This window comes from Acidithiobacillus sp. TH-A67 (assembly GCF_057473545.1).
Genome location: NZ_JBYCKU010000003.1, coordinates 1 through 22056, shown reverse-complemented (window position 1 = coordinate 22056; position 22056 = coordinate 1). Strand labels below are relative to the sequence as shown.

Genomic DNA, 22056 nt, shown 5'->3' with positions numbered 1-22056 from the left:
ATTTGGATACGGAAATGGTCAAGCGCATCGCGCAGTTGAGTCGTATTGCCTTGCCAGATAACGAGTTGCCGCAGATGGCCAGGCAGCTGGAGCGGATTTTTTCGCTGGTGGCGGAGATGCAGTCCGTGCCCACGGAGGGAGTCGAGCCGATGGCACACCCGCTGGATTTGCGGCAGCCGTTGCGACCCGATGAATTGCGGCAGGAATGCTTGTCCCGAGAAGATTTGATGGCTTCGGCGCCACGCGCGCAGGACGGGCTATTTTTGGTTCCCAAGGTTATTGAATAAGGTTTGGTCATGGAACTCCACCAGATGGGCGTTGCGGAGCTCTCGGCAGGATTGCGCAACAAGGATTTTTCGGCGGTGGAGCTCAGCTCTACCCTGTTGCAGCGCCTGCGGCAAGCGCAGGATTCGCTCAATGCGTGCATTACCATTAGCGAAGAACCAGGGCTGGAGCAGGCCCGCGCTGCGGATCAACGCCGTGCACAAGGCGATAGTGCCCCCCTGCTGGGGATTCCCTTGGCGCACAAGGATATCTTTTGTACCCGCGGGCAACGTACGACCTGTGGATCGAAGATGCTGGCGGAGTTTGTCTCTCCGTACGACGCCACGGTGGTCCAGCGTTTTCAGAAAGCGGGTATGGTGACTCTGGGCAAACTCAACATGGACGAGTTTGCCATGGGCTCGTCCAACGAAACCAGCTTCTTCGGTGCGGTGCGCAATCCCTGGGACCTTACCCGGGTTCCGGGTGGTTCTTCGGGCGGTTCGGCGGCCGCGCTGGCGGCGCGTCTGCTGCCTGCCGCTACCAGTACCGACACGGGCGGTTCCATCCGCCAGCCAGCGGCGTTCTGTGGAGTGACTGGCCTGAAGCCGACCTACGGGCGCGTATCCCGCTACGGGATGATTGCCTTTGCTTCGAGCCTTGACCAAGGGGGGCCGATGGCGCGTTCGGCTGCCGACTGTGCCCTGCTCATGGACGTCATGGCCGGTCACGATCCGCTTGACTCTACCAGCCATCCGCAGGCCGCCGGACGCTTTTCGGCAGCCTTGGGGCGCAGCGTGAAGGGTCTGCGTATTGGGGTTCCGGAGGAATTTTTCGGTGAGGGACTGGATCCCGAGGTGGCGCAGGCCGTGCAAGAAGCCATTCAGTGGTATGTTCGGGAGGGCGCGGAAATTCGACCGGTGCACCTACCCAATAATGTCCATGCCGTCAGTACCTACTATGTCCTGGCGCCGGCCGAGGCTTCCAGCAACTTATCCCGCTTCGATGGGATCCGCTACAGCCATCGCAGCGGCTCGGCTGTCGATTTGCAAGATCTCTACTTGCTGTCGCGCTATGAGGGCTTCGGTCCCGAGGTGCGCCGCCGTATTCTGGTCGGCAGTTACGTGCTCTCCGCTGGCTACTACGATGCCTACTATCGCAAGGCGCAGCAGCTTCGTGCTCTGATCCGTGAGGATTTTCGCCGTGCCTTTGCCGAGGTGGATGTGATCATGGGCCCGACCACTCCAACTCCCGCCTTCGCCTTGGGGGCCAAGAGTGCCGATCCGGTAGCCATGTATCTCGCCGATATCTACACTATCGCGGTGAATCTGGCGGGTATTCCCGCCCTGAGTTTGCCTTGTGGCTTCAGTAAGGCAGGGTTGCCCATCGGTCTGCAGATCATGGGAAATTACTTTGCAGATGAGTTGATTCTCGGCCTTGGGGACGCCTACCAGCGGGATAGTGATTGGCACCAGCAAGAGCCAGGCTGGGAGGAGCAATGAGCATGGCCTGGGAAGTCGTCATCGGGCTTGAGGTGCATGTGCAGCTCAACACCCGCAGCAAGATCTTTTGCGCTTGTTCTACCGCGTTCGGCGCAGAGCCCAACGCGCATACCTGTCCCGTTTGTCTGGCCATGCCCGGAGCACTGCCAGTACTGAATGAGGCTGCTGTCGACAAAGCTATAGCCTTTGGCCTGGCCATTGGCGCCGAGCTTAACCACCGCAGTGTCTTTGCGCGAAAAAACTACTTCTATCCGGATCTGCCGAAGGGCTATCAGATCAGTCAGTACGAAATCCCCATTGTCGGGCGTGGACATCTCGATGTTTTGCTGCCGGATGGAAGCGAAAAACGCATCAACATTACCCGAGCGCATCTCGAAGAAGACGCCGGCAAGTCTCTGCATGAGGCCTACGCGGGCGAGTCGGGCATTGATCTCAACCGTGCCGGAACGCCGTTATTGGAGATCGTCTCGGAGCCGGATATGCGCTCTGCGGTGGAAGCCGTCGCGTATCTGAAAAAGCTGCATGCCTTGGTGCGCTATCTCGATATTTCTGACGGCAATATGCAGGAAGGTTCCTTTCGTTGTGACGCAAACGTGTCCCTGCGGCGTCCCAGTGAACCCTTCGGCACCCGGGCCGAGATCAAAAATCTCAACTCCTTTCGTTTCCTGGAAAAGGCGATTAGCTACGAAATTCTGCGGCAGCAGGACATCCTCGAGGCGGGCGGTAAGGTCGTGCAAGAAACCCGCCTCTTCGATGCCAATCATGGCGAAACGCGCTCCATGCGCAGCAAGGAAGAGGCAAACGATTACCGCTATTTCCCAGATCCCGATCTTCTCCCTTTGCAGTTGGAGGAAAAGCGCATCGAGCGGGTTCGCGTTGCGCTGCCGGAGCTGCCGGATGCACGTAAGGCTCGCTTCATCGAACAATATGGCTTACCAGTCTACGATGCTGCGGTGCTGACGGCCGCGCGGGAGTTGGCGGATTATTATGAAATCGTCGCTACAGGTCAGGATGCCAAGCTGGCGGCCAACTGGGTAATGGGAGAATTGCTTGGGGCACTGAACAAAGCGGGTCTGGAGATTGATTCCTGTCCTGTCGCCGCAGAAGAGTTGCGGCAATTGCTGGCACGCATCGCCGATCAGACAATTTCTGGAAAAATTGCCAAGGAAATTTTCGAAATCCTCTTTGCAGAAGGGGGCTCGGTGGATGCAATCATCGATGCGCGTGGCCTGCGCCAAATTACCGATAGCTCTGCCATCGTTGCCATGATCGACGAGATCATCCAGAAAAATCCACAGCAAGCTGCCGATTATCGCGCGGGAAAAGAAAAGCTCTTCGGATTTTTTGTGGGGCAGGTCATGAAGGCCAGCCAGGGAAAGGCCAACCCCGATCAGGTAAATGCCTTACTGCGGGAGCGCTTGCAGGCACAATAGAAAACGTCCGGCATTGTTGCCGGACGTTTCCGCCCAGTATCAGGATGCCGGAACCGTAGCCGGGACTTCCTTCACCAGTTTCAGGAACTCCGAGAACGGACCCATGTTTTCCATGGCCTCTATCTTAGGTCCCTTGAAGTTTAGGCGTCCAAACATCATCGCCATCATCGGGGAACCCATGTGATGCCAGTCGTGGGTAGTGGCCCACATTTTGTAGTCGTAGTCATAGTTGAGATCAGTAACCTTCACTGCGCCGCCGTATATACATTCGGCCTTGCCATCCTTGGGCGCAATTTCCAGTTGCACGGGCGGGGTCGATTTCATGGATGAATCGGAAATCTCCATGATTTTATAGCCCTTTCCACCGTTGTTCTTGATCCAGGATCCAGCTAGCTTGGTGGTCAGGGTGTCATTCTGATTCCAGGCAGAGCATAGCTCATTTGCCCATTCCGGCGACATGAAATCTGGGGCCGCCGCAAAAGCCAGGGCAGGTGCCGCAAGGATTGAACCGAGTACGGCAGACATCAACAAATTTTTGATCATCATCCTTCTCCTCTTCCCGCTTGTTGATAAAACTTCTTGAGTCTATAGCAAAACCGAAATGCGGGAAAACAACAGATTTTTATTTTGGAATAAGCCAGAAAGATAAAGAATATCAGTAGATTCTCAGAACCTGTCTATGCTCCCGATCGAGGATTAAAGAGCCTTTCATATTCGGCGATGGCAAAACGATCGGTCATGCCGGCAATGTAATCTGCCACTACCCGGGCACGGCGCCGCAGATCGCCAGGATGGTCCCGCAAAAAGCCTTGCTGTTTGCGCGGCAGGAGCTGCGGATCCGAAAAGAGCAGCTCGAAAATCTGTCCTACCGTGCGCTTCGCCTTTTCGGCTTGCCGATGCACCTGGGGATGGCGATAGAGATTCTGCATCAAGAAGCTTTTCAGGGAGCGAATGGCGCGTACCCTGTCTGGACTGTGGGCGGCGAGGGGTTCGCGGTATTGGCGTACGTCCGCAGGACTCTGAATTCCTGCGGCGGTGATCCGAGAGGAGGTATGTTCCACCAGATCGGTAATCAGCAGATTGATCAGGCGACGACCGGCTTCGTGCCGTAACACCGTGCGCGATGCCGTGGGATACCGCTGCGCGACTTCGCGGTAGATGGGGCCAAACATGCTTTCTTCGATGAGCGCATCGAGATTGAGCAGGCCGGCGCGCAAGCCGTCATCGATGTCGTGGTTGTTATACGCGATTTCGTCCGCCAGATTGGTGATCTGCGCCTCCAGGCTGGGCTGTTCGCCCTTGAGAAAGCGCTCGCCCACATCTCCCAGTTTCTCTGCACGATTGCGGCTGCAGTGTTTAAGTACCCCTTCGCGGGTCTCGAAGGTCAGGTTGAGACCTGGGAAGTCTCCGTAGCGCATCTCGAGCATGTCGACGACACGCAGAGACTGGATGTTGTGTTCAAAGCCGCCATAATCCGCCATGCAGGCGTTCAGGGCATCCTGTCCGGCATGGCCAAAGGGGGTGTGGCCCAGGTCATGGGCAAGGGAGATCGCCTCCACCAGGTCTTCATCCAGACCTAGCTGGCGGGCAATGGAGCGTCCAACCTGGCCCACTTCCAGGCTATGGGTGAGGCGGGTGCGGTAGAGATCGCCCTCGTGATTGACGAAGACCTGGGTCTTGTACTCCAGGCGGCGGAAGGCGGTGGAGTGAATGACGCGATCTCGATCGCGCTGGTATTCGCTGCGGCCCCCGGTCGGCTCGCTCTCAGCATGACGCCGCCCCCGGCTCTGCCCCGTTTGCGCTGCGTAACTGGCGAGGCCCCGCTCCATTTATGCGTGACTCTCCTGCAGAACCTGCTCCATGGTCTGGGCCAGCAGCGGCAGGCGGCGGGAGAAAAGCAGGTAGGCGGCGTCGGCGTACTGACGGATTTCGTACTGGGCATCGGGCTTGCGCCGCAGGCGGAAAAAGTTCATCAGGCTGCGGAAGTTCACGGTCCAGTAGACATCGGAATAGACCGCTACCGGCATCACGTTGCGCAATAGTTCCCGTGCCCGGCCACGGTAGGGATCGCGGCCGCTACTTTTGGCCGGCAGGGTGCCCTCCGCACGTGCCGCCTCTATCCGCGCGCAGGCGGCTTCATAGTGCCGCTCGTACCAAGTGAACAGTTCGCTCATCAGCGACTCGTATTCGGCCATGGCATCGTTGTCGAGAACGGCATAGCCATCGACGCTGCGGGCAGCGAGGTCGGGCACATAAGCCTCCGATATCGGCTTGCGGTAGCGCATGGAAAACTCGTTCCAGCTCGATATCCGGTGCTTGACCCATTGGCGCAAAACAAAGATGGGGGCGATGAAGCGGAAACGGAAATAGACCGTTTCGAAGGGAGTGCCATGCTGATCGCGAAGCAACTGATAGAGCAGGGCGCGATCACGTTCGCTGAAGGCTTCGGCATTGGCTAGGCGATTGTTGGTGGTACTGATGCGGGCGGTATTGACGATGGTGGCTTCATCGCCCCAGCTGTCTTCAAGCTCGATGAAGCCGAAATTACCGATGCGCAGGCAGGCGTCAGGATGCACGCGCAGGCGCTCGGCAATTTCTTCCTCCAGCTCGCTGGTGGCCTTGTTATGTGCTGCCATGATTCACTCCATGAAGGCGTTGAGGGTCTGCCGCACGGCAGCTTCCGGCACGTCACCGGTGATGATCGACTCGCCGATGCTGCGCAGGAGGATGAAGCGGATCTGTCCGCCGGCAGCCTTTTTGTCGATGCGCATAAAGCGAAGGTACTCCTCTGCCGGCAGACGTGGGGCGTGCGTCGGTAGACCGGCCGCCTGAATCAGGCGGAAGATGCGCGCCTGCTCGCTCTCGCGCAAAAGATCGAGACGGCGGGAGAGATCTGCGGCCATGACCATGCCGATGGCAACCGCCTCGCCGTGCAGATAGGTGCCGTAACCGGTGGCGGCCTCGATGGCGTGGCCAAAGGTATGGCCATAATTGAGGATGGCGCGCAGGCCGCCTTCGAGTTCATCGCGCGCCACGACTTCGGCCTTGTCGGCGCAGGAATCGTGAATAATCCGCGCCAGGGCGTCGCCATCCTCGGCGAGAATGGCGTCCAGATGATCTTCCAACCAAGCAAAAAAGCCCGGATCGTTGATCAGTCCGTACTTGATAACCTCGGCCAAGCCGGAGCGAAATTCGCGCTCGGGCAGACTGTCCAGAGTGTCGACATCGGCAATCACCGCGCGCGGCTGGTAGAAGGCGCCGATCATGTTCTTGCCCAAGGGATGATTGATACCCGTTTTGCCGCCCACCGAGGAGTCCACCATCGCCAGCAGGGTCGTCGGGATTTGCAGAAAGGGAATGCCGCGCTGATAGATGGCGGCGACGAAGCCGCCGAGATCACCAATCACGCCACCGCCCAGGGCACAGAGGGTGCTATCCCGTCCCAGCCCAGCCGCCAGCATCTGCCCACAGACCTCTTCCACCCGGGCGAAGGATTTACTCCCCTCGCCATGCGGCACAATGATTTCCACCAGCGGGCGCTGTGCGTGCGCCAGGGTCTCGCGCAGGGCAGGCAGGTACAGGGGGGCCACCAGATCGTCGGACAGGATGGCGATGGCGCCCGCATTCAGGTGGGGGAGAAAGCGTTGTGCCTCGTGCAGAATCCCCGAACCAATCTGTATGGGGTAGGAGCGTGCACCGAGCTGGACTTGAAGACTAGGCATTTCGGGAATCTCTTCCTGCGACGTTCTCCCCATTGTAGGGGGCTCGTGCCGCAGTGCAAAGTGTTTTCGCTATCGCGCTACTGGCCCGTACAAAGGTCGCGCAGATGGCGTAGGATCTGCCGTAGTACTTGGTCGGAACGTAGCCCATCGCCACGTACCCGCCAGTGGGCGGTCTGCCGATAGAGGGGCGTGCGCTCCGCAGCCAGTTCCTCCAGGCGCTGGCGTAAATTGTCCACCTGCAGCAGCGGACGCTGACGATCATGGCGGAGCCGTTTGCGCTGTTCGTTGACGCTGACTTCCAGGTAGATCACCTCGCCCATGTGGCGCAGCAGTTCCCGATTGCGCGGATCGAGTACGGCGCCGCCACCAGTGGCCAGCACGATATCTTCATCCTCCTGCGCGATGTCGTAGAGCACGCGATGCTCGCGTTCGCGAAAACCCGCCTCGCCCTCAATGGCAAAGATCGTGGGAATATCCACCCCGGTAGCAGCCACGATGCGCGCATCGGAATCGACGAAGCGCCAACGCAAACGGGCCGCCAAAAGGCGGCCGATGGTGCTCTTGCCAGACCCCATGGGGCCAATGAGGATGATTCTAGCCAGCGTCGTCTCCTATGCTCTCCCCACCCACCACCTTGGGGGTAATGAAGACCAATAATTCCGTCTGCGCCGTATTATATTCCTTGGCCTTGAACAGCCAACCCAGCAGCGGAATATCCTTCAGCAAAGGAACCCCCGACTGAGTGCTGCTGTCGGTTTCGGAATAAATACCGCCAATGACGACCGTCTGCCCATTGTTGACCAGCAGTTTGGTCTTGACTTCCTGGGTATTGATGGGAACACCACCCGCCGTCACCTGGGCGTAGTTCGGCTGATTGTTGGTGGCCTCCACGTCCATGGTGACCTTGCAGTTGGGGGCGATGTGCGGGGTGACCTTGAGGCTCAGCTCAGCCTTCTTGAAGGAAACCGCGGTAGCGCCACTGCTCGATGCCTGCTGGTAGGGGATCTCCGTACCCTGGGCAATGGTGGCGGTTTCGTTGTCCTCGGTCAGCACTTTCGGGCTGGAGATGATCTTCGCTTTGTTGGCCGCCTGCAGAGCCTGCAGTTGCAGGTTCAAAATCCGGCTGCCGGAAGCATTGCCCAGGGCAAAGCCAAGGGAGGCGGGATTCAGGCCGGTTAGCGGACTACCGGTGGGCGCATAGGCGGGCAGGTTCACCAGCGCAGGCACGCCACCACTGGTGCTGCCGGTGCTGGTGCCAGTGCCACTGCTGCTGCCGAAGCTGCTGATCGGATAGTTGCCACCCTGGGTGCTGGTACTACCCGAGGCGCCGGTACCCGACAGATTGATGATGCCGCCGCCGCCACCAGAGGTGTAGGTGCCACCCCATTGGATACCCAGAGACTGCGCGGCATTGGTGGTGATCTGGACGATACGCGCCTCGATCAAGACCTGGGGAACCGGCTTGTCGATTTTGGCAATCAGCTTTTTAATGTTGTCGATGTCTTGCGGGGTATCCCGCACCAGGAGACTATTGGTGCGGGTGACCACGGCGACGGACCCCCGCGGACCCAACAGGGAATTGCCAATGAGATTTTCCGAGGGAATTCCCAGGGCAGAGGCGAGGGCGCGACTTTGCTGAGCATTGAGGCCAGATCCGGAATCGTTATTGTTGATCTGTTGGGAGAAGCCACGCAGCAAATCCGCAATCTGGGTTGCCCGGGCATATTGCAGGGGGATGAGTTCGGTCTCTAGCGGCTCCAGCTTGCGCTTGCTAGCCTCGGCCTTCAATTCCGCCTCTTCCTGGCTGGTGATCTGGTTGGCCGGGGCAACCCAGAGAATGTTGCCGATGTGTTTTGCCGCAAGTCCTTGCGATTCCAAAATCACCTTGAAGGCCTCTTCCCAAGGTTCATTCTTCAGGCGAATGGAAAGAGTACCGGAAACACTATTCGAAACCACGATATTCTGGTGGGTGAAGTCGGCAATGACCTGTAAGGCATCCCGTACGCTGATGTTCTGGAAGTCCATGCTCAGGCGCTTACTTTGCATGGGATTCTCTGCGGCGGCATTGGCATCCTCATGGCGCACTGAGATCATGGTCTGCTGGCCGAGCTGATAGGCAGAGTACTGAAATGGCCCATTGATGTGAAAGATGAGGCGGGTGCTGGTGCCCAAGGGATAGACATCGACGTACTGTACCGGGGTACCGAATTGATCCGTACCAAAGCGATGGGTGAGGCTACTGGACACCTGGGTGTTGTGCAAGGTAACGACCAGGCGCCCTGGCTCCCGATTCACGTCCATTTGCGGCTGCATCCCCTGAATGCTGAGGGAGAGCATACCAGCGCCATCCTTTTCCCGATGAAAAGCCAGGTTTTCCACGCTCGTGCCGAGGGTGGCAGGTACGACTGACGTCTCCGGAGCAGCGGCAACGGGCGCGCTGGATTCAGTGTTAGGAGTAGGAGTGGCTGTGACCGCAGGCGTAGCTGCTGGCTTCTTCTGCAGGGCAACGAAGCGCAAACGGTAACCACCGGGAGCGGGTTCCACCATCACCGCCTGTGGCGAGCGCAGCAGCAGGTCTAGCCGGGCGTTGTGTCCGTCATTTTCGCTAAGAATGTTTTCGATTACCCCCCCACCCGCGACGTTGTCGGCTTGGGGGAGGAAATGGGTGTCTTGAAAGTCGATCTGCACGCGGTAGCCATGGTTGAAGGTATTCACATCATAGGATGGACGCGAATCGCTCTGGATGTTGACTACCGTTCCCTGGGCATTGGCCTCCACCTGTATCCCCTGGATCAAGCTTGCGGCCCAGCTGGTACCGGTGACAGCCATGCAGCTCATTGCAGTCAACAGGGCAAGCCGCAGGGTGGCAGGCCGTTTCCGCTGCTTGCTCTGGGACGCTACCACTGCGAAAGAATCATTCTGGTTCATGTGCTTCATCCTTGCTCAGATCCTTGACTCAAGCATTGCTCTGAAAGTGCAGAGTCGTGCTTTGTTTTTCGTAGCCGCCGAACGCATTGGGCAGATACTGAATGACAACGACTTCATGACGCTGAGCGTCGATGGACACGATGTGGCCATTCTTGTCGCCGATGCCGCTACCTACGTCCGCACGATAGACCTTGTCGTCCGGGGTCAGAAATACCGCCCAGTATTTTCCATCCGCCTGCATGATTCCGGTTAGGGTAAGGCTGCCAAGCGCATATTTTTCCAAGGGCTGGAGTGGGCCCTTCCGCTGCGGAGCTATTTTCGTTCCAGCCGCTGCCGCCTCGGCGCGTAATGCTAGAGTGGAAAAACTGGTGAAGGGATCGCGGTTCGAAGGATTGCTATAAGCCGTAGCCGTATAGTGTGGTATCGGCGGCAGTGGCTGAATCTTGGGGTGCAGCTGCGGCCCTTCCTGGACAAAGGCCTGCAGCTTTGCCAGATTTTCGTTTTGCGAGCAGGCGCTCAAGAGCAGGGTGAGCGTCGCCAGACTGACAATGCGGCCGGAAACCTTCATTTTTGTGCTCCTGTCTGCTCGGGCTTGACCTCAATATAGCGGTAGGTCGTTGCCACGCAGGACATTTGCAGTTGCTGGGCCGCCAGCGCCTTGGCGGGCGAAACGGGGCCACTGGCGCCTGCCGTGGGTGAGATAGTGATGTCGTTGATCGTCACGATCCGCGGCATCGCCGCCACCGCCGCAACGAAGCGCCCCATGTCGTTATACGTTCCCACCACATTGATCTTTACTGGAATTTCGGCATAAAAATTCTTGTTTACTTCCGGAAGTGGTTGAAAGAGGGTGAACTCCAGCCCGCGGCTCCGGCCGGCTAGCGTGACGTCGTCGAGCAGGGAAGGGATTTGTGCGCGATTCGGTAGCTGGCTCAGAAAACGCTGGAAGCGCTGTTTCATTTCCTGGATTTGCTTTTGATACGCAGGCAGATTGGCGGCCAGGAGCTGCTTCTGGCGCACCTGCTCTTTCATGCTTTCCACCTGTAAATGGAGATCGTGATATTTGTCGTTTTCTGGGGAAATGAACCAGAACCAAGCAAAAACACCCAGTAAAATGATGATGACAGCCGCAATGATGGCCTTGGCCTTTAGCGGCAGGCGCATGAGATCATCAAGCTGCAGGTTGTTGATTTCATCCCAGGTCATGAGTGTGCTCCGGCTTTGTCTTGGGCAAGCGGGTTTGCATCTGCAGAGTGAACTGATTTACTTCGTCGCCGCCCAGTTTGGCTTTGCTAATGATGTCCAGCGTAGGTTTGTCGAAAACGCCACTGGTTTCAATTTTTCGCATGAATTCGGCCACTTGATCGTTACCCTCGGCGTAGCCGGAGAGGGTCACGTTGTCTCCCTGTTGTTGTAGCTTGATCAAAAACACCCCTTGCGGGGTGATGGCCGCCAGCGAGTTGAAAATCCTGACGCTGAGATCACGTTGATCCTGAAGTGTGCTGATGATTCGTTCCCTTGCAAGCAAAGCATCACGTTTTTTACGTAGATCGGCAATAGAGGTAATTTTTTGATCCAATTGTTGGGTGACACCCTGCAAGTAGAGGATTTTTTCCTGTTCTGCCTGCACACGCCCAACGAATACCTGATAAACTCCATAATAAATAGCTGCTGCGACAAGCAGCACAAGAAGCAGCCCCGCGAGGAAAACTTGTTGCTGTTTTTTTCTCTTGGTTTCGCGATGAGGAAGTAAGTTGATGAAGATCATTCAGCAAACCTCCGAAGAGCGAGTCCGCAGGCTACCGCCATGGCAGAACCTTCGCTACGCAAGAAACGCTCGTTCACGGCCGATCCGATGCTCATCCCGGTAAACGGGTCGGGCGTCTCGACCGGTAAGGAAGCGAGCTGTTTGGTAATGCCCGCCAGATTGGCCCCGGGGCCGAAGAGTGCGATTTTTCGCAAATTGACATCGGGTAGGCTGGCTTGAAAGAAGTCCAGAGCACGCAGGATTTCTCGACCTAGATCGGCGACAAACGGGGCGAGTACGTCCTTCTCGTATTCTTGGGGCAGGCCACCGAAGCGCTGCATCCGTATGGCATCGTCACGACTTAGGCCAAAATGCTGTGAGATCCTTTCGGTCAGCTTCGCCGTGCCAAAATTGTGGTCGCGAGAATAAATGGGTTGGGAGTTTTCGAAAACGTGTACCCCAGTCGTGCTACCGCCGATCTCGATCAGGACGATGCCACCTTTTTCGCTACGGATCTGCGGTTGCAGATGATTGATGAGCGTCCACAGGGAAAATTGCCGCACATCGAGAATGCTAGGCTTGAGGCCGGCGCCTTCCAGTATGGCGGAAATGTCCTCCACATGATCTTTTTTGCTGGCAACGAGGAGAATCTGCTGATATCCCTTCCGTTCTGGATCCGGCCCCAGCGCAGCGAAGTCAAAATTGACCTGCTCCATGGGGAAGGGAATGTATTGTTGACCCTCGTAGCGAATCTGGTCCTCGACGACGTCATCGCGCATTCCCGATGGCAGAGAGATAATTTTGACGATGGCGTTGTTGGACGGTAATGCCGTTGCGGTCTTTTTGGTGCGGATGCGTGATCGCTGCAGAATCGTGCGGATAGCGCTACTGCTGGACTCGAGCTCCCGTCCATCCGGCTCTGCACCTAGGTAACTCAGTATCGTCTCGCTGTCGGCATGGGTAACGGTAAACTGTCCCCGCGTCGAAGACAGCTCTACAAGTTTTACTGCATCCAGTCCAATATCGAGACCGAGCAGCGGGGGACGGGGCATGCGTAGCATGTTTTCCTCACCTTGGTGCGTAATGAATCGCTATGCTGTTCCCAAGCAAGCGAGCGTCTACTTTTTGCAACTTGCCCGGAAAATTAGCAGCATTCCGCAGCCTGTCAAGGCATACTCGGAAAAATCTTCGCGGCTTGTCCGCTTGGGGTTTGGTGCTGCCGGACAATCTCGCTAGACTGGTAACCCCGATCCAGTGCGCAAACGGTAGGAGTCCGTGCAAGAAAAAGACCAGATATGGATGCAAACGGCGCTGACTGCGGCGCGGGCAGCGGCAGCGTTGGGCGAAGTCCCGGTCGGCGCAGTACTGGTCGATGCTGGGGGTACGCATTTGGCGAGTGCGCACAATGCTCCCATTGCGAGTCGGGATCCGACGGCGCACGCGGAAATCCAGGTATTGCGTCAGGCCGCGCAGCGCCTCGGAAACTATCGTCTGGGCGGCTGTACTCTATATGTTACCCTGGAACCCTGCGTTATGTGTTTTGGCGCTATCCTGCACGCGCGTCTCGCGCGGGTCGTGTATGGCGCAGCCGACCCAAAGGCGGGGGTGATCGAGAGTCATCTGCGGCTCCCCGAATCAGCACCGAGCAATCATCGTCTGCAATGGGAGGGTGGGGTGCTGGCGGAAGAGGCATCGCTCTTGCTCAAGGAGTTTTTTCGCATGCGGCGGACTAGGCTATGACAATGAAACAATGGGATGAAGAATGGGTTCTGTCTACACAGGGCCGGCGTTTTTATGAGATTTCCGACCCGCTGCGAGCCTGGTTGAGCAAGATTCGGGCGAGTCACGGTTGGTTGCTTCTGTTCTTGCCGCATACCTCTGCGAGCCTTGCTCTGCAAGAAAACGCGGACAGCGACGTGCAAGCAGATATCCTCGACTTCCTCGCGCGCTGGGTCCGGGATGATGATCCGCTCTATCGCCATCGCAACGAAGGGCCAGACGATATGTCGGCGCACATTCGCACCCTGCTCGGAACGCAGAGTCTGCAGATTCCCGTGCGGGCCGGTCGCCTGCTCCTGGGAACCTGGCAAGGTGCCTATCTTCTGGAACATCGCGAGCGCCCGCAGCGGCGGCGAATCATGATCAGTTTTTTGGGGGAGAGAGAAGAATGAAAGATTTCGCAAGCGTATATGGTGGCATGCTCTGGGCGATTCGCGACTGGGCCCAGTGGGATGCTTTGGTAGCTACCTTGCAGACAGAGGCAGGCGACGACTGGTATGTCTACTTTGTCGGACAGGAGCCACCGCAGGCTCCCTTGTCCGCCGAGACCTTCTGTCGGGTGCTGACGGAGATCGATGTGCTGCTGCACCACGATCATCGCGAGCGATACCTTGGGATTGTTTATGTGGATGACCGCGAGCATCCCAGTTTGCTCAAGATCTATGATCCCAACAATCTCGGCGCCTCGTGTGGCAGCAGTGGCAAACAGATACCACCAGGTTGGGTCCTGTCTCGTATGCCGCCCGAACGACTGCCTGGCCCGGTAATCATTCCCGAGGGGCGACTGCGTTGGTGGCGAGAATTATTTGACAGACAGCGAGGTGCATGATGGAAGGGGACTGGAAGTTGCTGGATTTTGAGGGGATTCGTCGATTGCTCGAAAAACTCTCTGCCACGCCCATGGGTGCCGATGCCGCGCGGAATCTGGGTCCAGCACCTTCGGTAGCAGCCGCTCGACAGTTGCAGGAGGCGATCACGGCGGCACGCTTCGGCCTGGAATCGGGCGCCGGCCCCGTATTGCCCGAGCTGCCGGATCCGCGTCCGGCCTTGCGGCAGGCGGCGACACCAGGCGCAGCGCTATCCGGCCAGGCGTTCCGCAACCTGCATCGGATTCTGCGTGTCGGGCAGGAGTTGCGTGCCTTTGTCGAGGCGCGGCCGGCACTGCTGCCGCTGGGGGCGGAGGTCCTCGATGCGGCGGGTTCCCTGATCGATGCCATCGATGCCATGCTGCTGCCCAATGGTTCCGTTCGCGAAGACGGTAACGGCACCTTGCGCCGCCTGCACAGTGAACTCAAGCAGGAGAGGGAAGCCGTGCAGCGGCAGATTCAGCCGCACCTGCGTGGCGGAGGCAAGGCGCACTGGGCCGGACAGCGACTGTCGGTGCATTTGCCTGATGGCTCGCGAGAAGAGATCCGTGGCGTGCGTCGGGGAGCGGGGCCCGGAGGACACGGTACCGTGATCGAGCCAATGGAGCTGGTGGCGCTCAATAATCACTTGGAAAAGATCTCCGGCACGATCGAACAGGAAAATCAGAGTGTGCTGCGGGCCCTGACCGATGATGTGCGCGCGCTGCTGCCGGCGCTGCAGAAATTGGTGGACGCCCTGACCTGGCTCGATCTGGCCATCGCCGGAGCGCAGCTCTCCTTGCACCTGCAGGCGCAGGCTGCGGAACTGGTGGAAGAGCCCATTTTGCAATTCGCGGGTGCCGTGCATCCGCAACTCTGGCTAGCGCACGTGGATCATCGTGGGCCCAAGCCCAAGCCTCTTTCGGTTCGGATCGATGCGGAAAATCCTATCCTGGTGGTGACCGGCCCGAACACTGGTGGCAAAAGTGTCTCGCTGAAAACCGTGGGCTTGCTCGCAGTGATGGCGCAGTGCGGTTTGCATGTGCCGGTTTCGGGGCGGGCCGTCGTGGGGCGCTTCAGTAAGATTTTTGTCGACATGGGTGACCCGCAAAGCATGGCCTTTGCTTTGTCTACCTTTTCTGGTCATATCGATATGCTGAAAAAACTCTTGGCGGAGGCCGACGCATCGACCCTCATCCTGCTCGATGAACTGGGGACCGGCACCGATCCGGAAGAGGGTGCGGCGATGGCGATGGCAGTACTGGACGAGCTGGCGCGGCGCGGCGTGCGCGGTATGGTCACGACCCATCTGACGCCTATTAAGAGCTTTGCCGCCGAGCATCCGGCCCTGCAAATCGCCTCTATGCGCTTCGACCATGAGCGCCTGGAGCCTACCTACGAGCTCGAAATCGGCGTTCCCGGAAAGTCCCTTGGGCTCTTGATTGCCGAAAAGTCCGGCCTACCGGTGGAATTGGTGCGCGAAGCGCGCGGCTATCTTGCGCGTCTGCATCAGGGTGCATAGAGGAACACGCGGTTTCGCCAAGGCATTTTTATTTGACGCTGTCGTCAAAACTGCATAGCGTTGGGCGCAGTATGTTGATCTTGTGAGGAGCCTTGACCATGTCTGCCCCCAATCAGACTCGTGAACGCACGCGTTCTTCCACTGAGACCGAAGAACTTACCGGCGCTGAAATTGTTGTGCGCGCCCTGCGGGATGAGGGCGTGGAGACGGTATTTGGTTATCCCGGTGGCGCCGTGCTCTATATCTACGACGAACTGGACAAGCAGGATGCTATACAGCATGTGCTGGTCCGCCACGAGCAGGCAGCGGTGCATGCAGCCGATGCCTACTCGCGCAGTACCGGCAAGATTGGAGTGGCCCTGGTCACCAGCGGCCCGGGTGCTACCAATGCCGTTACTGGCATTGCGACAGCGTACATGGACTCCATTCCTTTGGTTGTTATCACTGGGCAAGTTCCCGTGGCGTTGATTGGTAACGATGCCTTCCAGGAGGTGGATACCGTCGGGATCACTCGTCCCTGTACCAAGCACAATTTTCTGGTGCGCGACGTGAACGAGCTTGCCCAGACCATCAAGACTGCTTTCTATCTGGCCGCTTCCGGGCGGCCGGGTCCGGTACTCATCGACATCCCCAAGGATGTCACCGCCAAGCGTTGCCGCTACGAGTACCCGGAAAAGGTGCAGTTACGCTCCTACAAGCCGACGGTGAAGGGACACTCCGGGCAATTGCGCAAGGCTCTGCAGCTCATTGCCGCGGCGGAACGTCCACTGTTTTACACTGGCGGCGGTGTCATTCTTTCGGACAGCGCGGACGAGCTCACCCAGCTGGTGCGCCGTTGTGACGCGCCCATTACCAACACTTTAATGGGGCTGGGTGGTTATCCGGCCTCTGATCGCCAGTTTCTGGGCATGCTCGGTATGCATGGCACCTACGAAGCGAACATGGCCGTGCAACACTGTGACGTCCTCGTTGCTCTCGGTGCTCGTTTTGATGACCGGGTGACGGGCAATCTCAGCCACTTCGCGCCGCATGCCAAGATTATTCATGTCGATGTCGATCCCGCGTCTATCTCCAAGAACGTGAAGGTCGATGTGCCAGTGGTTGGCGATCTGCGTTCGGTGTTGCGCGAGATGAACGAGCTGGCGGAGGAAATGGGCATCGGCGGCGGGTCGTTGGAGCGCTGGTGGGCGCAAATTGAGGAGTGGCGGCAGCGCGATTGCCTGCACTACACCCAGACGGATACCATCATCAAGCCCCAGTATGTCGTCCAAAAACTCTTTGAACTCACTGTTGGCAATGCCATTGTCACCTCCGATGTCGGTCAGCACCAGATGTGGGCGGCACAGTTCTATGGTTTTGACCGCCCACGGCGCTGGATCAACAGCGGTGGTCTGGGCACCATGGGCTTTGGCCTGCCGGCGGCGATGGGCGCGCAGATGGCGGAACCGCAGAGCACGGTTGTTTGTGTGACGGGGGAGGGCAGCATCCAGATGAACATTCAGGAGCTTTCCACCTGTCGGCAGTACAAGCTTCCCATCAAGGTGGCCTGCCTCAATAATGGCTATCTGGGCATGGTGCGGCAGTGGCAGGAGTTTTTCTACGAAGAGCGTTATGCCTCCAGTTATATGGAGGCGCTGCCGGACTTCGTGAAATTGGCCGAGGCTTATGGTCACATCGGCCTGCGTGCGGAAAAGCCCGCCGACGTCGAGCCCGTGATTCGCGAGGCCCTGCGCCTCAAGGACCGCATGGTTTTCATGGACTTTCTTGTCGATCGCACCGAGAATGTCTATCCCATGGTACCGGCGGGAGCCGCGCTGTCTGACATGATTCTGGTATAACGCATGCACCGACATATCATTTCTGTTCTACTGGAAAACGAAGCTGGCGCCTTGTCGCGGGTGGCAGGACTATTCTCGGCGCGGGGCTATAACATCGAGGCGATGACTGTTGCCCCCACTCATGAGGCCAGCGTCTCGCGTATGACCATCCTCACCCAGGGTTCAGAAGAGATCATGGAGCAGGTACTCAAGCAGCTGAACAAGCTGGTCGAGGTCATCCGGGTCAATGATCTGAGTGAGGGTCCGCACATCGAGCGCGAGCTGATGCTGATCAAGGTGCATGCGGTGGGGTCGGATCGGGAGGAGGTGAAACGTCTTGCCGATATCTTCCGGGGGCGCATCATCGATGTGACCGATCGGAGTTATACCATCGAGTTGACGGGTACTGGAGAAAAGCTCGACGCCTTTCTCCACGCACTCGATCCCGGTATGGTCATCGAAGTGGTACGCAGCGGCGCCAGTGCCATCAGCCGCGGTGCAAAGAGTATTTGATTTTTTACGTGCTTAGAGGATTTCATGAAAGTTTACTACGATAACGACGCCGATCTTTCCCTCATCCAGAAAAAGAAGGTCGCCATCATCGGCTATGGCTCCCAGGGGCACGCCCATGCCCTCAATCTCAAGGATTCTGGGGTTCAGGTTGTTGTCGGCCTGCGCGAAGGTTCGGCCTCCTGGGACAAGGCCAAGAATGCCGGATTAACGGTCAAAACCGTGGGCAAGGCCGTTGCGGATGCGGATCTAGTCATGATTTTGACTCCCGATGAGGGCCAAGCGGCGCTCTATCGGGAAAAAATCGCTCCGCACATCAAGGAAGGCGCGGCGTTACTCTTTGCCCACGGCTTCAATGTGCATTTTGGGCAGATCCACCCGCGCGCCGATCTCGACTGCTTTCTGATTGCCCCCAAGGGTCCGGGCCATCTCGTCCGTTCTACCTATACCCAGGGCGGCGGGGTGCCTTGTCTCATCGCCATCCACCAGGATGCCTCGGGCAATGCGCAAAACCTCGCCCTGTCCTACGCCAAGGCGATCGGCGGCGCGCGCGCCGGCGTGATCGAGACCACCTTCCGTGAAGAAACCGAAACGGATCTCTTCGGCGAACAGGCGGTGCTCTGTGGTGGTGTCAGTGCGCTGGTACAGGCCGGCTTCGAGACCCTGACCGAGGCGGGCTACGCCCCGGAAATGGCGTATTTTGAGTGTCTGCATGAACTCAAGTTGATCGTCGACCTGATGTACGAAGGCGGAATCGCCAATATGCGCTACTCCATCTCCAACACCGCCGAATATGGTGATCTGACCCGTGGTCCGCGGGTAGTCGATGCGCGTACCAAGGAAGAAATGCGCCGCATCCTGACCGAGATTCAGAATGGCGAATTCGCTCGCGAATTCATCCTCGAGAATCAGGCGGGCAAGGCGACCATGCAGGCCAAGCGCCGTCTGGCTGCTGAGCATCCGCTGGAAGTCGTCGGACAGAAGTTACGCTCGATGATGACCTGGATCGGGCAAAACCGCATCGTCGACCGGTCCCGTAACTGAGCACTTCTATTGTTCCCTGCTGGGACTGCCTTATCACTGGGGCGGTCTCCTTGGCAGGAGCGCTTCCCCAAGCCTTGGCGACTTGCTAGGCTTGCGCCATGTCGAGTTCTAACTATCCCTATACTTTGCTGGCGCGGGAAGGTTGGCCTTTCATTGGCTTGTTCCTTCTGCTTACCATCCTGGCGGGGCTTTTTGCGCCCTGGTGGGTAGCTATTCCCTTTCTTCTCCTGTTTCTCTTCAGTGTGCAGTTCTTTCGCGATCCTGCTCGAGCACTGCCCGCAGCGCTGGCAGGCGGAATCCTTTGCCCTGCCGACGGCCGCGTCATTGCCATCGAAACGATGGAGGATCCCTACCTGCAGCGGAAGGCCCTGAAGATCAGCATTTTCATGAATGTCTTTGATGTGCATGTCAATCGCTTGCCCATCGGCGGAGTCGTCCAGCAACGTTGGTATTTTCCGGGTAAGTTTTTCAATGCGGCGCTGGACAAGGCCTCCCTAGAGAATGAACGTAATGCCCTGTGGGTGCGCACGGAGGATGGGCAGGATGTGACCGTGGTTCAGGTAGCCGGGCTCGTGGCACGACGCATCCTCTGTTACGTGCAGCCAGAAGAGCCGGTCCGCACCGGCCAACGCTTTGGCTTCATTCGTTTTGGCTCGCGGGTGGACACCTATCTGCCGCCCAACGCGCAAGCGTTGGTCCACCTAGGGCAACGGGTGCGCTCTGGTGCGGAGTGGATCGCGCAACTGGAGCATGCGGATGATGAGTAGACGCTATCCTCGTCGGGGGGTCTATCTGCTCCCCAATCTCTTTACCACCGCCAGCCTGTTTGCCGGATTTTATTCCATCGTGGCCTCGATTCACGGGCATTTTCGGGTGGCGGCGATTGTCATCTTCATTGCGATGATCCTGGATGGGCTGGACGGGCGGGTAGCGCGCATGACAGGCACGCAAAGCGCCTTTGGTGCGGAGTATGACTCTCTGGCTGATGTGATTGCCTTTGGTATCGCGCCCTCTCTGTTGGCGCTCCTCTGGGGATTACAGAATTTCGGCAAGTTTGGTTGGCTTGGCGCCTTTGTGTTTACGGCATGTGGTGCGTTACGTTTAGCTCGATTCAATAGCCAGGCGCATAGCGCTTCCAAGCGCTATTTTCAGGGCCTGCCCATCCCGACAGCGGCAACGGTCCTGGCCAGTTTGGTCTGGGTGGCGGTGGGGGAAGGGTATCCTTGGCTCACGGAAATCGCCCGATATCTGGCTCTGGCTTTGGTGTATTTGCTGGGGTTACTGATGGTGAGCAATATCCGCTACCGGAGTTTTAAAGACATTGATTTGCACGGGCGTATGCCCTTTGCCCTGGCGATCAGCGTGGTTCTGATTCTAGCCGCCATTGCCGTGCACCCACCCTTGGTGCTGTTCGTTATTTCGCTGGTTTATGTGCTGATTGGCGTACTCAGCACCCTCTGGCAGCTCAGTCAGCGGCGCCGCCACCGCCGCGATGCGCATTAAGGGGAAACCCGCACGATCATATAGGCAAGTACTGCGGTCACGGTAAATAGAATTAATCCATAGAGAGCGTACAACCATTTATGGATGTGGTATTGACCTTGATCGACTTTTTTGACAGTACGCACAAAATTGATGCCACCGATCACCAAATTGCTTACGCCAAGGACGATAAAAATGATTCCCATACCGGAGAATCCCTCTCCGGCGCTGAGTTTGGTGTGCAGCATCGCCGATAACTGTTCGAGGAAGAAATCGAATTTCTCGATCACGAAACCGAAGGCAATCAGACCAATGCCCGTACGCACCCAAGCGAGAAAAGTGCGCTCTGCGGCCATATATATGCGCGGGTCGATGATTTCTTTTTCCGACACGGTAATTCCTTTTCCGATATGATGAAGGTCGGCGAAAAACCAGAAACCGACCACAAAAATGAGCCCTATGGGCGGCCAAATGAGTAGGCGATGCAATTCGCGAAACAGCCGCGCGTAGTGATTCTCTCCTAAGGCGAGAAAAAGAATTTCCAGACGATAGGCGAGCAAGCCAGTGCCAATGGTAAAGAAAATCAGCTTGAAATAGCCCAGATAGGTGCGTTCCAACGCCATATACAGGCGTGGCTCCTGCGCGGTAGGTAGATGCCGTAGCAGAATCATGAAGGCAAAGAATCCTATGGATTGGCCAGGGTATGGGCGAGGCGTCGATACTGCAGTGCCTCAGCTAAATGCTCCTGACGTATGGCGCTTTCCAACGCAAGATCGGCAATACTGCGGGCGACCCGCAGGACACGATGATAAGCTCGCGCAGAAAAGTGCAGGCGCTCTGCTGCCAGGCGCAGAAAGCCACGGGTATCTGCGTCCAGGGCGCAGTGCTGGTCCAGGGCGTCGCCCTGTAACTGCGCGTTATTACAGCCTTGGCGTTGCCATTGCTGCTCGACTGCGCGACGGATGCGTTCCCGCCACAGCGCGCTGCTATCGCCGCGGGGTGCCTGTTCCAGATATTCCGGCGCGAGCACAGGCACCTCCACTTGCAGATCGATACGGTCCAGCAGAGGCCCCGACAGGCGACTGCGATATTGCTGGATTTGTGCAGGGCTGCAGCGACAGGCCTGCAATGGATTGCCCAGGTGCCCGCAGGGACAGGGATTCATTGCCGCGATCAACTGGAAGCGGGCGGGAAAACGTGCGCGCTGACGCGCACGGGCGATGTGGATTTCCCCGGTTTCCAGAGGTTCACGTAAGACTTCCAGAACGGAGCGGGAAAACTCCTACTGGGAAATTCCAATATTGGGTGGAAGCTTCCAATATTACCCTTGAGGCAGAGAGACCACCAGGACAGGGACACAGAAGAAAATCCTCGCGCTTGCAGTTGCGCAGTGTCACGGGTCAGCATCACAGAAGACCCAGCATCGAGGCTTGGAGAACTGCTGCGGTTTTGTTGTTCACCCGT

General features: G+C 57.8%; 23 protein-coding genes and 1 pseudogene. 12 read left to right on the top strand and 12 right to left on the bottom strand.

Annotation, left to right across the window (positions count from 1 at the left end; genetic code table 11):
• The first annotated feature begins 2 nt into the window (after positions 1 to 2).
• From gatC to gatB, 3 genes are read left to right on the top strand one after another with little or no spacing between them, the layout of a single operon-like run.
• Complete coding sequence (gene gatC, locus AC2VNM_RS00315; RefSeq protein ID WP_483165806.1) at positions 3 to 287, top strand: Asp-tRNA(Asn)/Glu-tRNA(Gln) amidotransferase subunit GatC; 285 nt, start codon at positions 3 to 5, stop codon at positions 285 to 287.
• 9 nt (positions 288 to 296) lie between these two features.
• Positions 297 to 1763 (top strand): Asp-tRNA(Asn)/Glu-tRNA(Gln) amidotransferase subunit GatA, encoded by a 1467-nt coding sequence (gene gatA, locus AC2VNM_RS00310; RefSeq protein WP_486912682.1) that lies wholly within the window; start codon positions 297 to 299, stop codon positions 1761 to 1763.
• Between the two features lie 2 nt (positions 1764 to 1765).
• Entirely contained in the window at positions 1766 to 3196 is a 1431-nt protein-coding gene (gatB, locus tag AC2VNM_RS00305) for an Asp-tRNA(Asn)/Glu-tRNA(Gln) amidotransferase subunit GatB (RefSeq protein WP_486912681.1), read from the top strand.
• Positions 3197 to 3235: 39 nt separating this feature from the next.
• On the opposite strand, the gene AC2VNM_RS00300 is transcribed toward gatB, so the two are convergent.
• The 10 genes from AC2VNM_RS00300 to pilM form a co-directional block, all read right to left on the bottom strand.
• On the bottom strand, positions 3236 to 3742 hold the full coding sequence (locus tag AC2VNM_RS00300; protein ID WP_483189490.1) for an SCP2 sterol-binding domain-containing protein: 507 nt from the start codon (positions 3740 to 3742) through the stop codon (positions 3236 to 3238).
• Between the two features lie 131 nt (positions 3743 to 3873).
• Positions 3874 to 5025: a deoxyguanosinetriphosphate triphosphohydrolase gene (locus AC2VNM_RS00295; protein ID WP_483165802.1), complete on the bottom strand. Its 1152-nt coding sequence runs from the start codon at positions 5023 to 5025 to the stop codon at positions 3874 to 3876.
• A complete protein-coding gene (thyX, locus tag AC2VNM_RS00290) occupies positions 5026 to 5832 on the bottom strand; it encodes an FAD-dependent thymidylate synthase (RefSeq protein ID WP_483165801.1) in 807 nt (268 codons plus the stop codon).
• A 3-nt stretch (positions 5833 to 5835) separates the two neighbouring features.
• Positions 5836 to 6918, bottom strand: a complete 1083-nt coding sequence (aroB, locus tag AC2VNM_RS00285; RefSeq protein WP_483165800.1) for a 3-dehydroquinate synthase — start codon at positions 6916 to 6918, stop codon at positions 5836 to 5838.
• 77 nt (positions 6919 to 6995) lie between these two features.
• Positions 6996 to 7508 carry a shikimate kinase gene (locus AC2VNM_RS00280; RefSeq protein ID WP_483165840.1) on the bottom strand — a complete coding sequence of 171 codons (513 nt, stop codon included), beginning with the start codon at positions 7506 to 7508 and terminating at the stop codon, positions 6996 to 6998.
• A 4-nt stretch (positions 7509 to 7512) separates the two neighbouring features.
• Positions 7513 to 9846, bottom strand: coding sequence for a type IV pilus secretin PilQ (locus tag AC2VNM_RS00275; RefSeq protein WP_486912680.1), 2334 nt, complete (start codon positions 9844 to 9846; stop codon positions 7513 to 7515).
• A gap of 28 nt (positions 9847 to 9874) precedes the next feature.
• On the bottom strand, positions 9875 to 10414 hold the full coding sequence (locus AC2VNM_RS00270) for a pilus assembly protein PilP (RefSeq protein ID WP_483189493.1): 540 nt from the start codon (positions 10412 to 10414) through the stop codon (positions 9875 to 9877).
• Positions 10411 to 11052 carry a type IV pilus inner membrane component PilO gene (locus AC2VNM_RS00265; protein ID WP_483165797.1) on the bottom strand — a complete coding sequence of 214 codons (642 nt, stop codon included), beginning with the start codon at positions 11050 to 11052 and terminating at the stop codon, positions 10411 to 10413. Before AC2VNM_RS00265 ends, AC2VNM_RS00270 begins: the two co-directional genes overlap by 4 nt.
• Positions 11039 to 11614, bottom strand: a complete 576-nt coding sequence (locus tag AC2VNM_RS00260; protein WP_483165796.1) for a PilN domain-containing protein — start codon at positions 11612 to 11614, stop codon at positions 11039 to 11041. Before AC2VNM_RS00260 ends, AC2VNM_RS00265 begins: the two co-directional genes overlap by 14 nt.
• Positions 11611 to 12654, bottom strand: a complete 1044-nt coding sequence (pilM, locus tag AC2VNM_RS00255) for a type IV pilus assembly protein PilM (protein ID WP_483189495.1) — start codon at positions 12652 to 12654, stop codon at positions 11611 to 11613. The genes AC2VNM_RS00260 and pilM overlap by 4 nt, the downstream gene beginning before the upstream one ends.
• Before the next feature lie 214 nt (positions 12655 to 12868).
• Here pilM and tadA point away from each other — a divergent pair, with 214 nt between their 5' ends.
• The 9 genes from tadA to pssA all read left to right on the top strand — a co-directional run bounded on the left by tadA (position 12869) and on the right by pssA (position 20613).
• Positions 12869 to 13333 (top strand): tRNA adenosine(34) deaminase TadA, encoded by a 465-nt coding sequence (tadA, locus tag AC2VNM_RS00250; RefSeq protein ID WP_483165794.1) that lies wholly within the window; start codon positions 12869 to 12871, stop codon positions 13331 to 13333.
• 2 nt (positions 13334 to 13335) lie between these two features.
• The gene (locus tag AC2VNM_RS00245) at positions 13336 to 13764 is read left to right on the top strand and encodes a secondary thiamine-phosphate synthase enzyme YjbQ (RefSeq protein ID WP_486912679.1); all 429 of its coding nucleotides are present in this window, start codon (positions 13336 to 13338) and stop codon (positions 13762 to 13764) included.
• Complete coding sequence (locus AC2VNM_RS00240) at positions 13761 to 14201, top strand: hypothetical protein (RefSeq protein WP_483189496.1); 441 nt, start codon at positions 13761 to 13763, stop codon at positions 14199 to 14201. Before AC2VNM_RS00245 ends, AC2VNM_RS00240 begins: the two co-directional genes overlap by 4 nt.
• The gene (locus tag AC2VNM_RS00235; RefSeq protein WP_486912689.1) at positions 14201 to 15739 is read left to right on the top strand and encodes an endonuclease MutS2; all 1539 of its coding nucleotides are present in this window, start codon (positions 14201 to 14203) and stop codon (positions 15737 to 15739) included. The genes AC2VNM_RS00240 and AC2VNM_RS00235 overlap by 1 nt, the downstream gene beginning before the upstream one ends.
• A 98-nt stretch (positions 15740 to 15837) precedes the next feature.
• Positions 15838 to 17577 (top strand): biosynthetic-type acetolactate synthase large subunit, encoded by a 1740-nt coding sequence (gene ilvB, locus AC2VNM_RS00230; protein ID WP_483189497.1) that lies wholly within the window; start codon positions 15838 to 15840, stop codon positions 17575 to 17577.
• 3 nt (positions 17578 to 17580) lie between these two features.
• Complete coding sequence (gene ilvN / locus AC2VNM_RS00225) at positions 17581 to 18069, top strand: acetolactate synthase small subunit (RefSeq protein WP_483165790.1); 489 nt, start codon at positions 17581 to 17583, stop codon at positions 18067 to 18069.
• A 24-nt stretch (positions 18070 to 18093) separates the two neighbouring features.
• Positions 18094 to 19110: a ketol-acid reductoisomerase gene (ilvC, locus tag AC2VNM_RS00220; protein WP_486912677.1), complete on the top strand. Its 1017-nt coding sequence runs from the start codon at positions 18094 to 18096 to the stop codon at positions 19108 to 19110.
• A gap of 98 nt (positions 19111 to 19208) precedes the next feature.
• The gene (locus AC2VNM_RS00215) at positions 19209 to 19877 is read left to right on the top strand and encodes a phosphatidylserine decarboxylase (protein WP_483189498.1); all 669 of its coding nucleotides are present in this window, start codon (positions 19209 to 19211) and stop codon (positions 19875 to 19877) included.
• Positions 19867 to 20613: a CDP-diacylglycerol--serine O-phosphatidyltransferase gene (pssA, locus tag AC2VNM_RS00210; protein WP_483165787.1), complete on the top strand. Its 747-nt coding sequence runs from the start codon at positions 19867 to 19869 to the stop codon at positions 20611 to 20613. The genes AC2VNM_RS00215 and pssA overlap by 11 nt, the downstream gene beginning before the upstream one ends.
• On the opposite strand, the gene AC2VNM_RS00205 is transcribed toward pssA, so the two are convergent.
• The gene (locus AC2VNM_RS00205; RefSeq protein ID WP_483189499.1) at positions 20610 to 21263 is read right to left on the bottom strand and encodes a YidH family protein; all 654 of its coding nucleotides are present in this window, start codon (positions 21261 to 21263) and stop codon (positions 20610 to 20612) included. The genes pssA and AC2VNM_RS00205 overlap by 4 nt on opposite strands.
• A gap of 14 nt (positions 21264 to 21277) precedes the next feature.
• Positions 21278 to 21862 (bottom strand): annotated as a pseudogene (locus tag AC2VNM_RS00200) (ATP-binding protein); the annotation flags it as partial.
• Positions 21863 to 22056: the final 194 nt, after the last annotated feature.

Bases quoted from the DNA above. Each gene is read 5' to 3' on its own strand.
- AC2VNM_RS00260 (WP_483165796.1), bottom strand. From the start codon at position 11,614: ATGATCTTCATCAACTTACTTCCTCATCGCGAAACCAAGAGAAAAAAA.
- ilvN (WP_483165790.1), top strand. From the start codon at position 17,581: ATGCACCGACATATCATTTCTGTTCTACTGGAAAACGAAGCTGGCGCC.
- AC2VNM_RS00205 (WP_483189499.1), bottom strand. From the start codon at position 21,263: ATGATTCTGCTACGGCATCTACCTACCGCGCAGGAGCCACGCCTGTAT.
- AC2VNM_RS00240 (WP_483189496.1), top strand. From the start codon at position 13,761: ATGAAAGATTTCGCAAGCGTATATGGTGGCATGCTCTGGGCGATTCGC.
- AC2VNM_RS00265 (WP_483165797.1), bottom strand. From the start codon at position 11,052: ATGACCTGGGATGAAATCAACAACCTGCAGCTTGATGATCTCATGCGC.
- AC2VNM_RS00275 (WP_486912680.1), bottom strand. From the start codon at position 9,846: ATGAACCAGAATGATTCTTTCGCAGTGGTAGCGTCCCAGAGCAAGCAG.
- AC2VNM_RS00245 (WP_486912679.1), top strand. From the start codon at position 13,336: ATGAAACAATGGGATGAAGAATGGGTTCTGTCTACACAGGGCCGGCGT.
- gatB (WP_486912681.1), top strand. From the start codon at position 1,766: ATGGCCTGGGAAGTCGTCATCGGGCTTGAGGTGCATGTGCAGCTCAAC.
- gatA (WP_486912682.1), top strand. From the start codon at position 297: ATGGAACTCCACCAGATGGGCGTTGCGGAGCTCTCGGCAGGATTGCGC.
- AC2VNM_RS00300 (WP_483189490.1), bottom strand. From the start codon at position 3,742: ATGATGATCAAAAATTTGTTGATGTCTGCCGTACTCGGTTCAATCCTT.
- pssA (WP_483165787.1), top strand. From the start codon at position 19,867: ATGATGAGTAGACGCTATCCTCGTCGGGGGGTCTATCTGCTCCCCAAT.
- AC2VNM_RS00295 (WP_483165802.1), bottom strand. From the start codon at position 5,025: ATGGAGCGGGGCCTCGCCAGTTACGCAGCGCAAACGGGGCAGAGCCGG.
- AC2VNM_RS00215 (WP_483189498.1), top strand. From the start codon at position 19,209: ATGTCGAGTTCTAACTATCCCTATACTTTGCTGGCGCGGGAAGGTTGG.
- ilvB (WP_483189497.1), top strand. From the start codon at position 15,838: ATGTCTGCCCCCAATCAGACTCGTGAACGCACGCGTTCTTCCACTGAG.
- pilM (WP_483189495.1), bottom strand. From the start codon at position 12,654: ATGCTACGCATGCCCCGTCCCCCGCTGCTCGGTCTCGATATTGGACTG.
- AC2VNM_RS00235 (WP_486912689.1), top strand. From the start codon at position 14,201: ATGGAAGGGGACTGGAAGTTGCTGGATTTTGAGGGGATTCGTCGATTG.
- thyX (WP_483165801.1), bottom strand. From the start codon at position 5,832: ATGGCAGCACATAACAAGGCCACCAGCGAGCTGGAGGAAGAAATTGCC.
- ilvC (WP_486912677.1), top strand. From the start codon at position 18,094: ATGAAAGTTTACTACGATAACGACGCCGATCTTTCCCTCATCCAGAAA.
- aroB (WP_483165800.1), bottom strand. From the start codon at position 6,918: ATGCCTAGTCTTCAAGTCCAGCTCGGTGCACGCTCCTACCCCATACAG.
- AC2VNM_RS00270 (WP_483189493.1), bottom strand. From the start codon at position 10,414: ATGAAGGTTTCCGGCCGCATTGTCAGTCTGGCGACGCTCACCCTGCTC.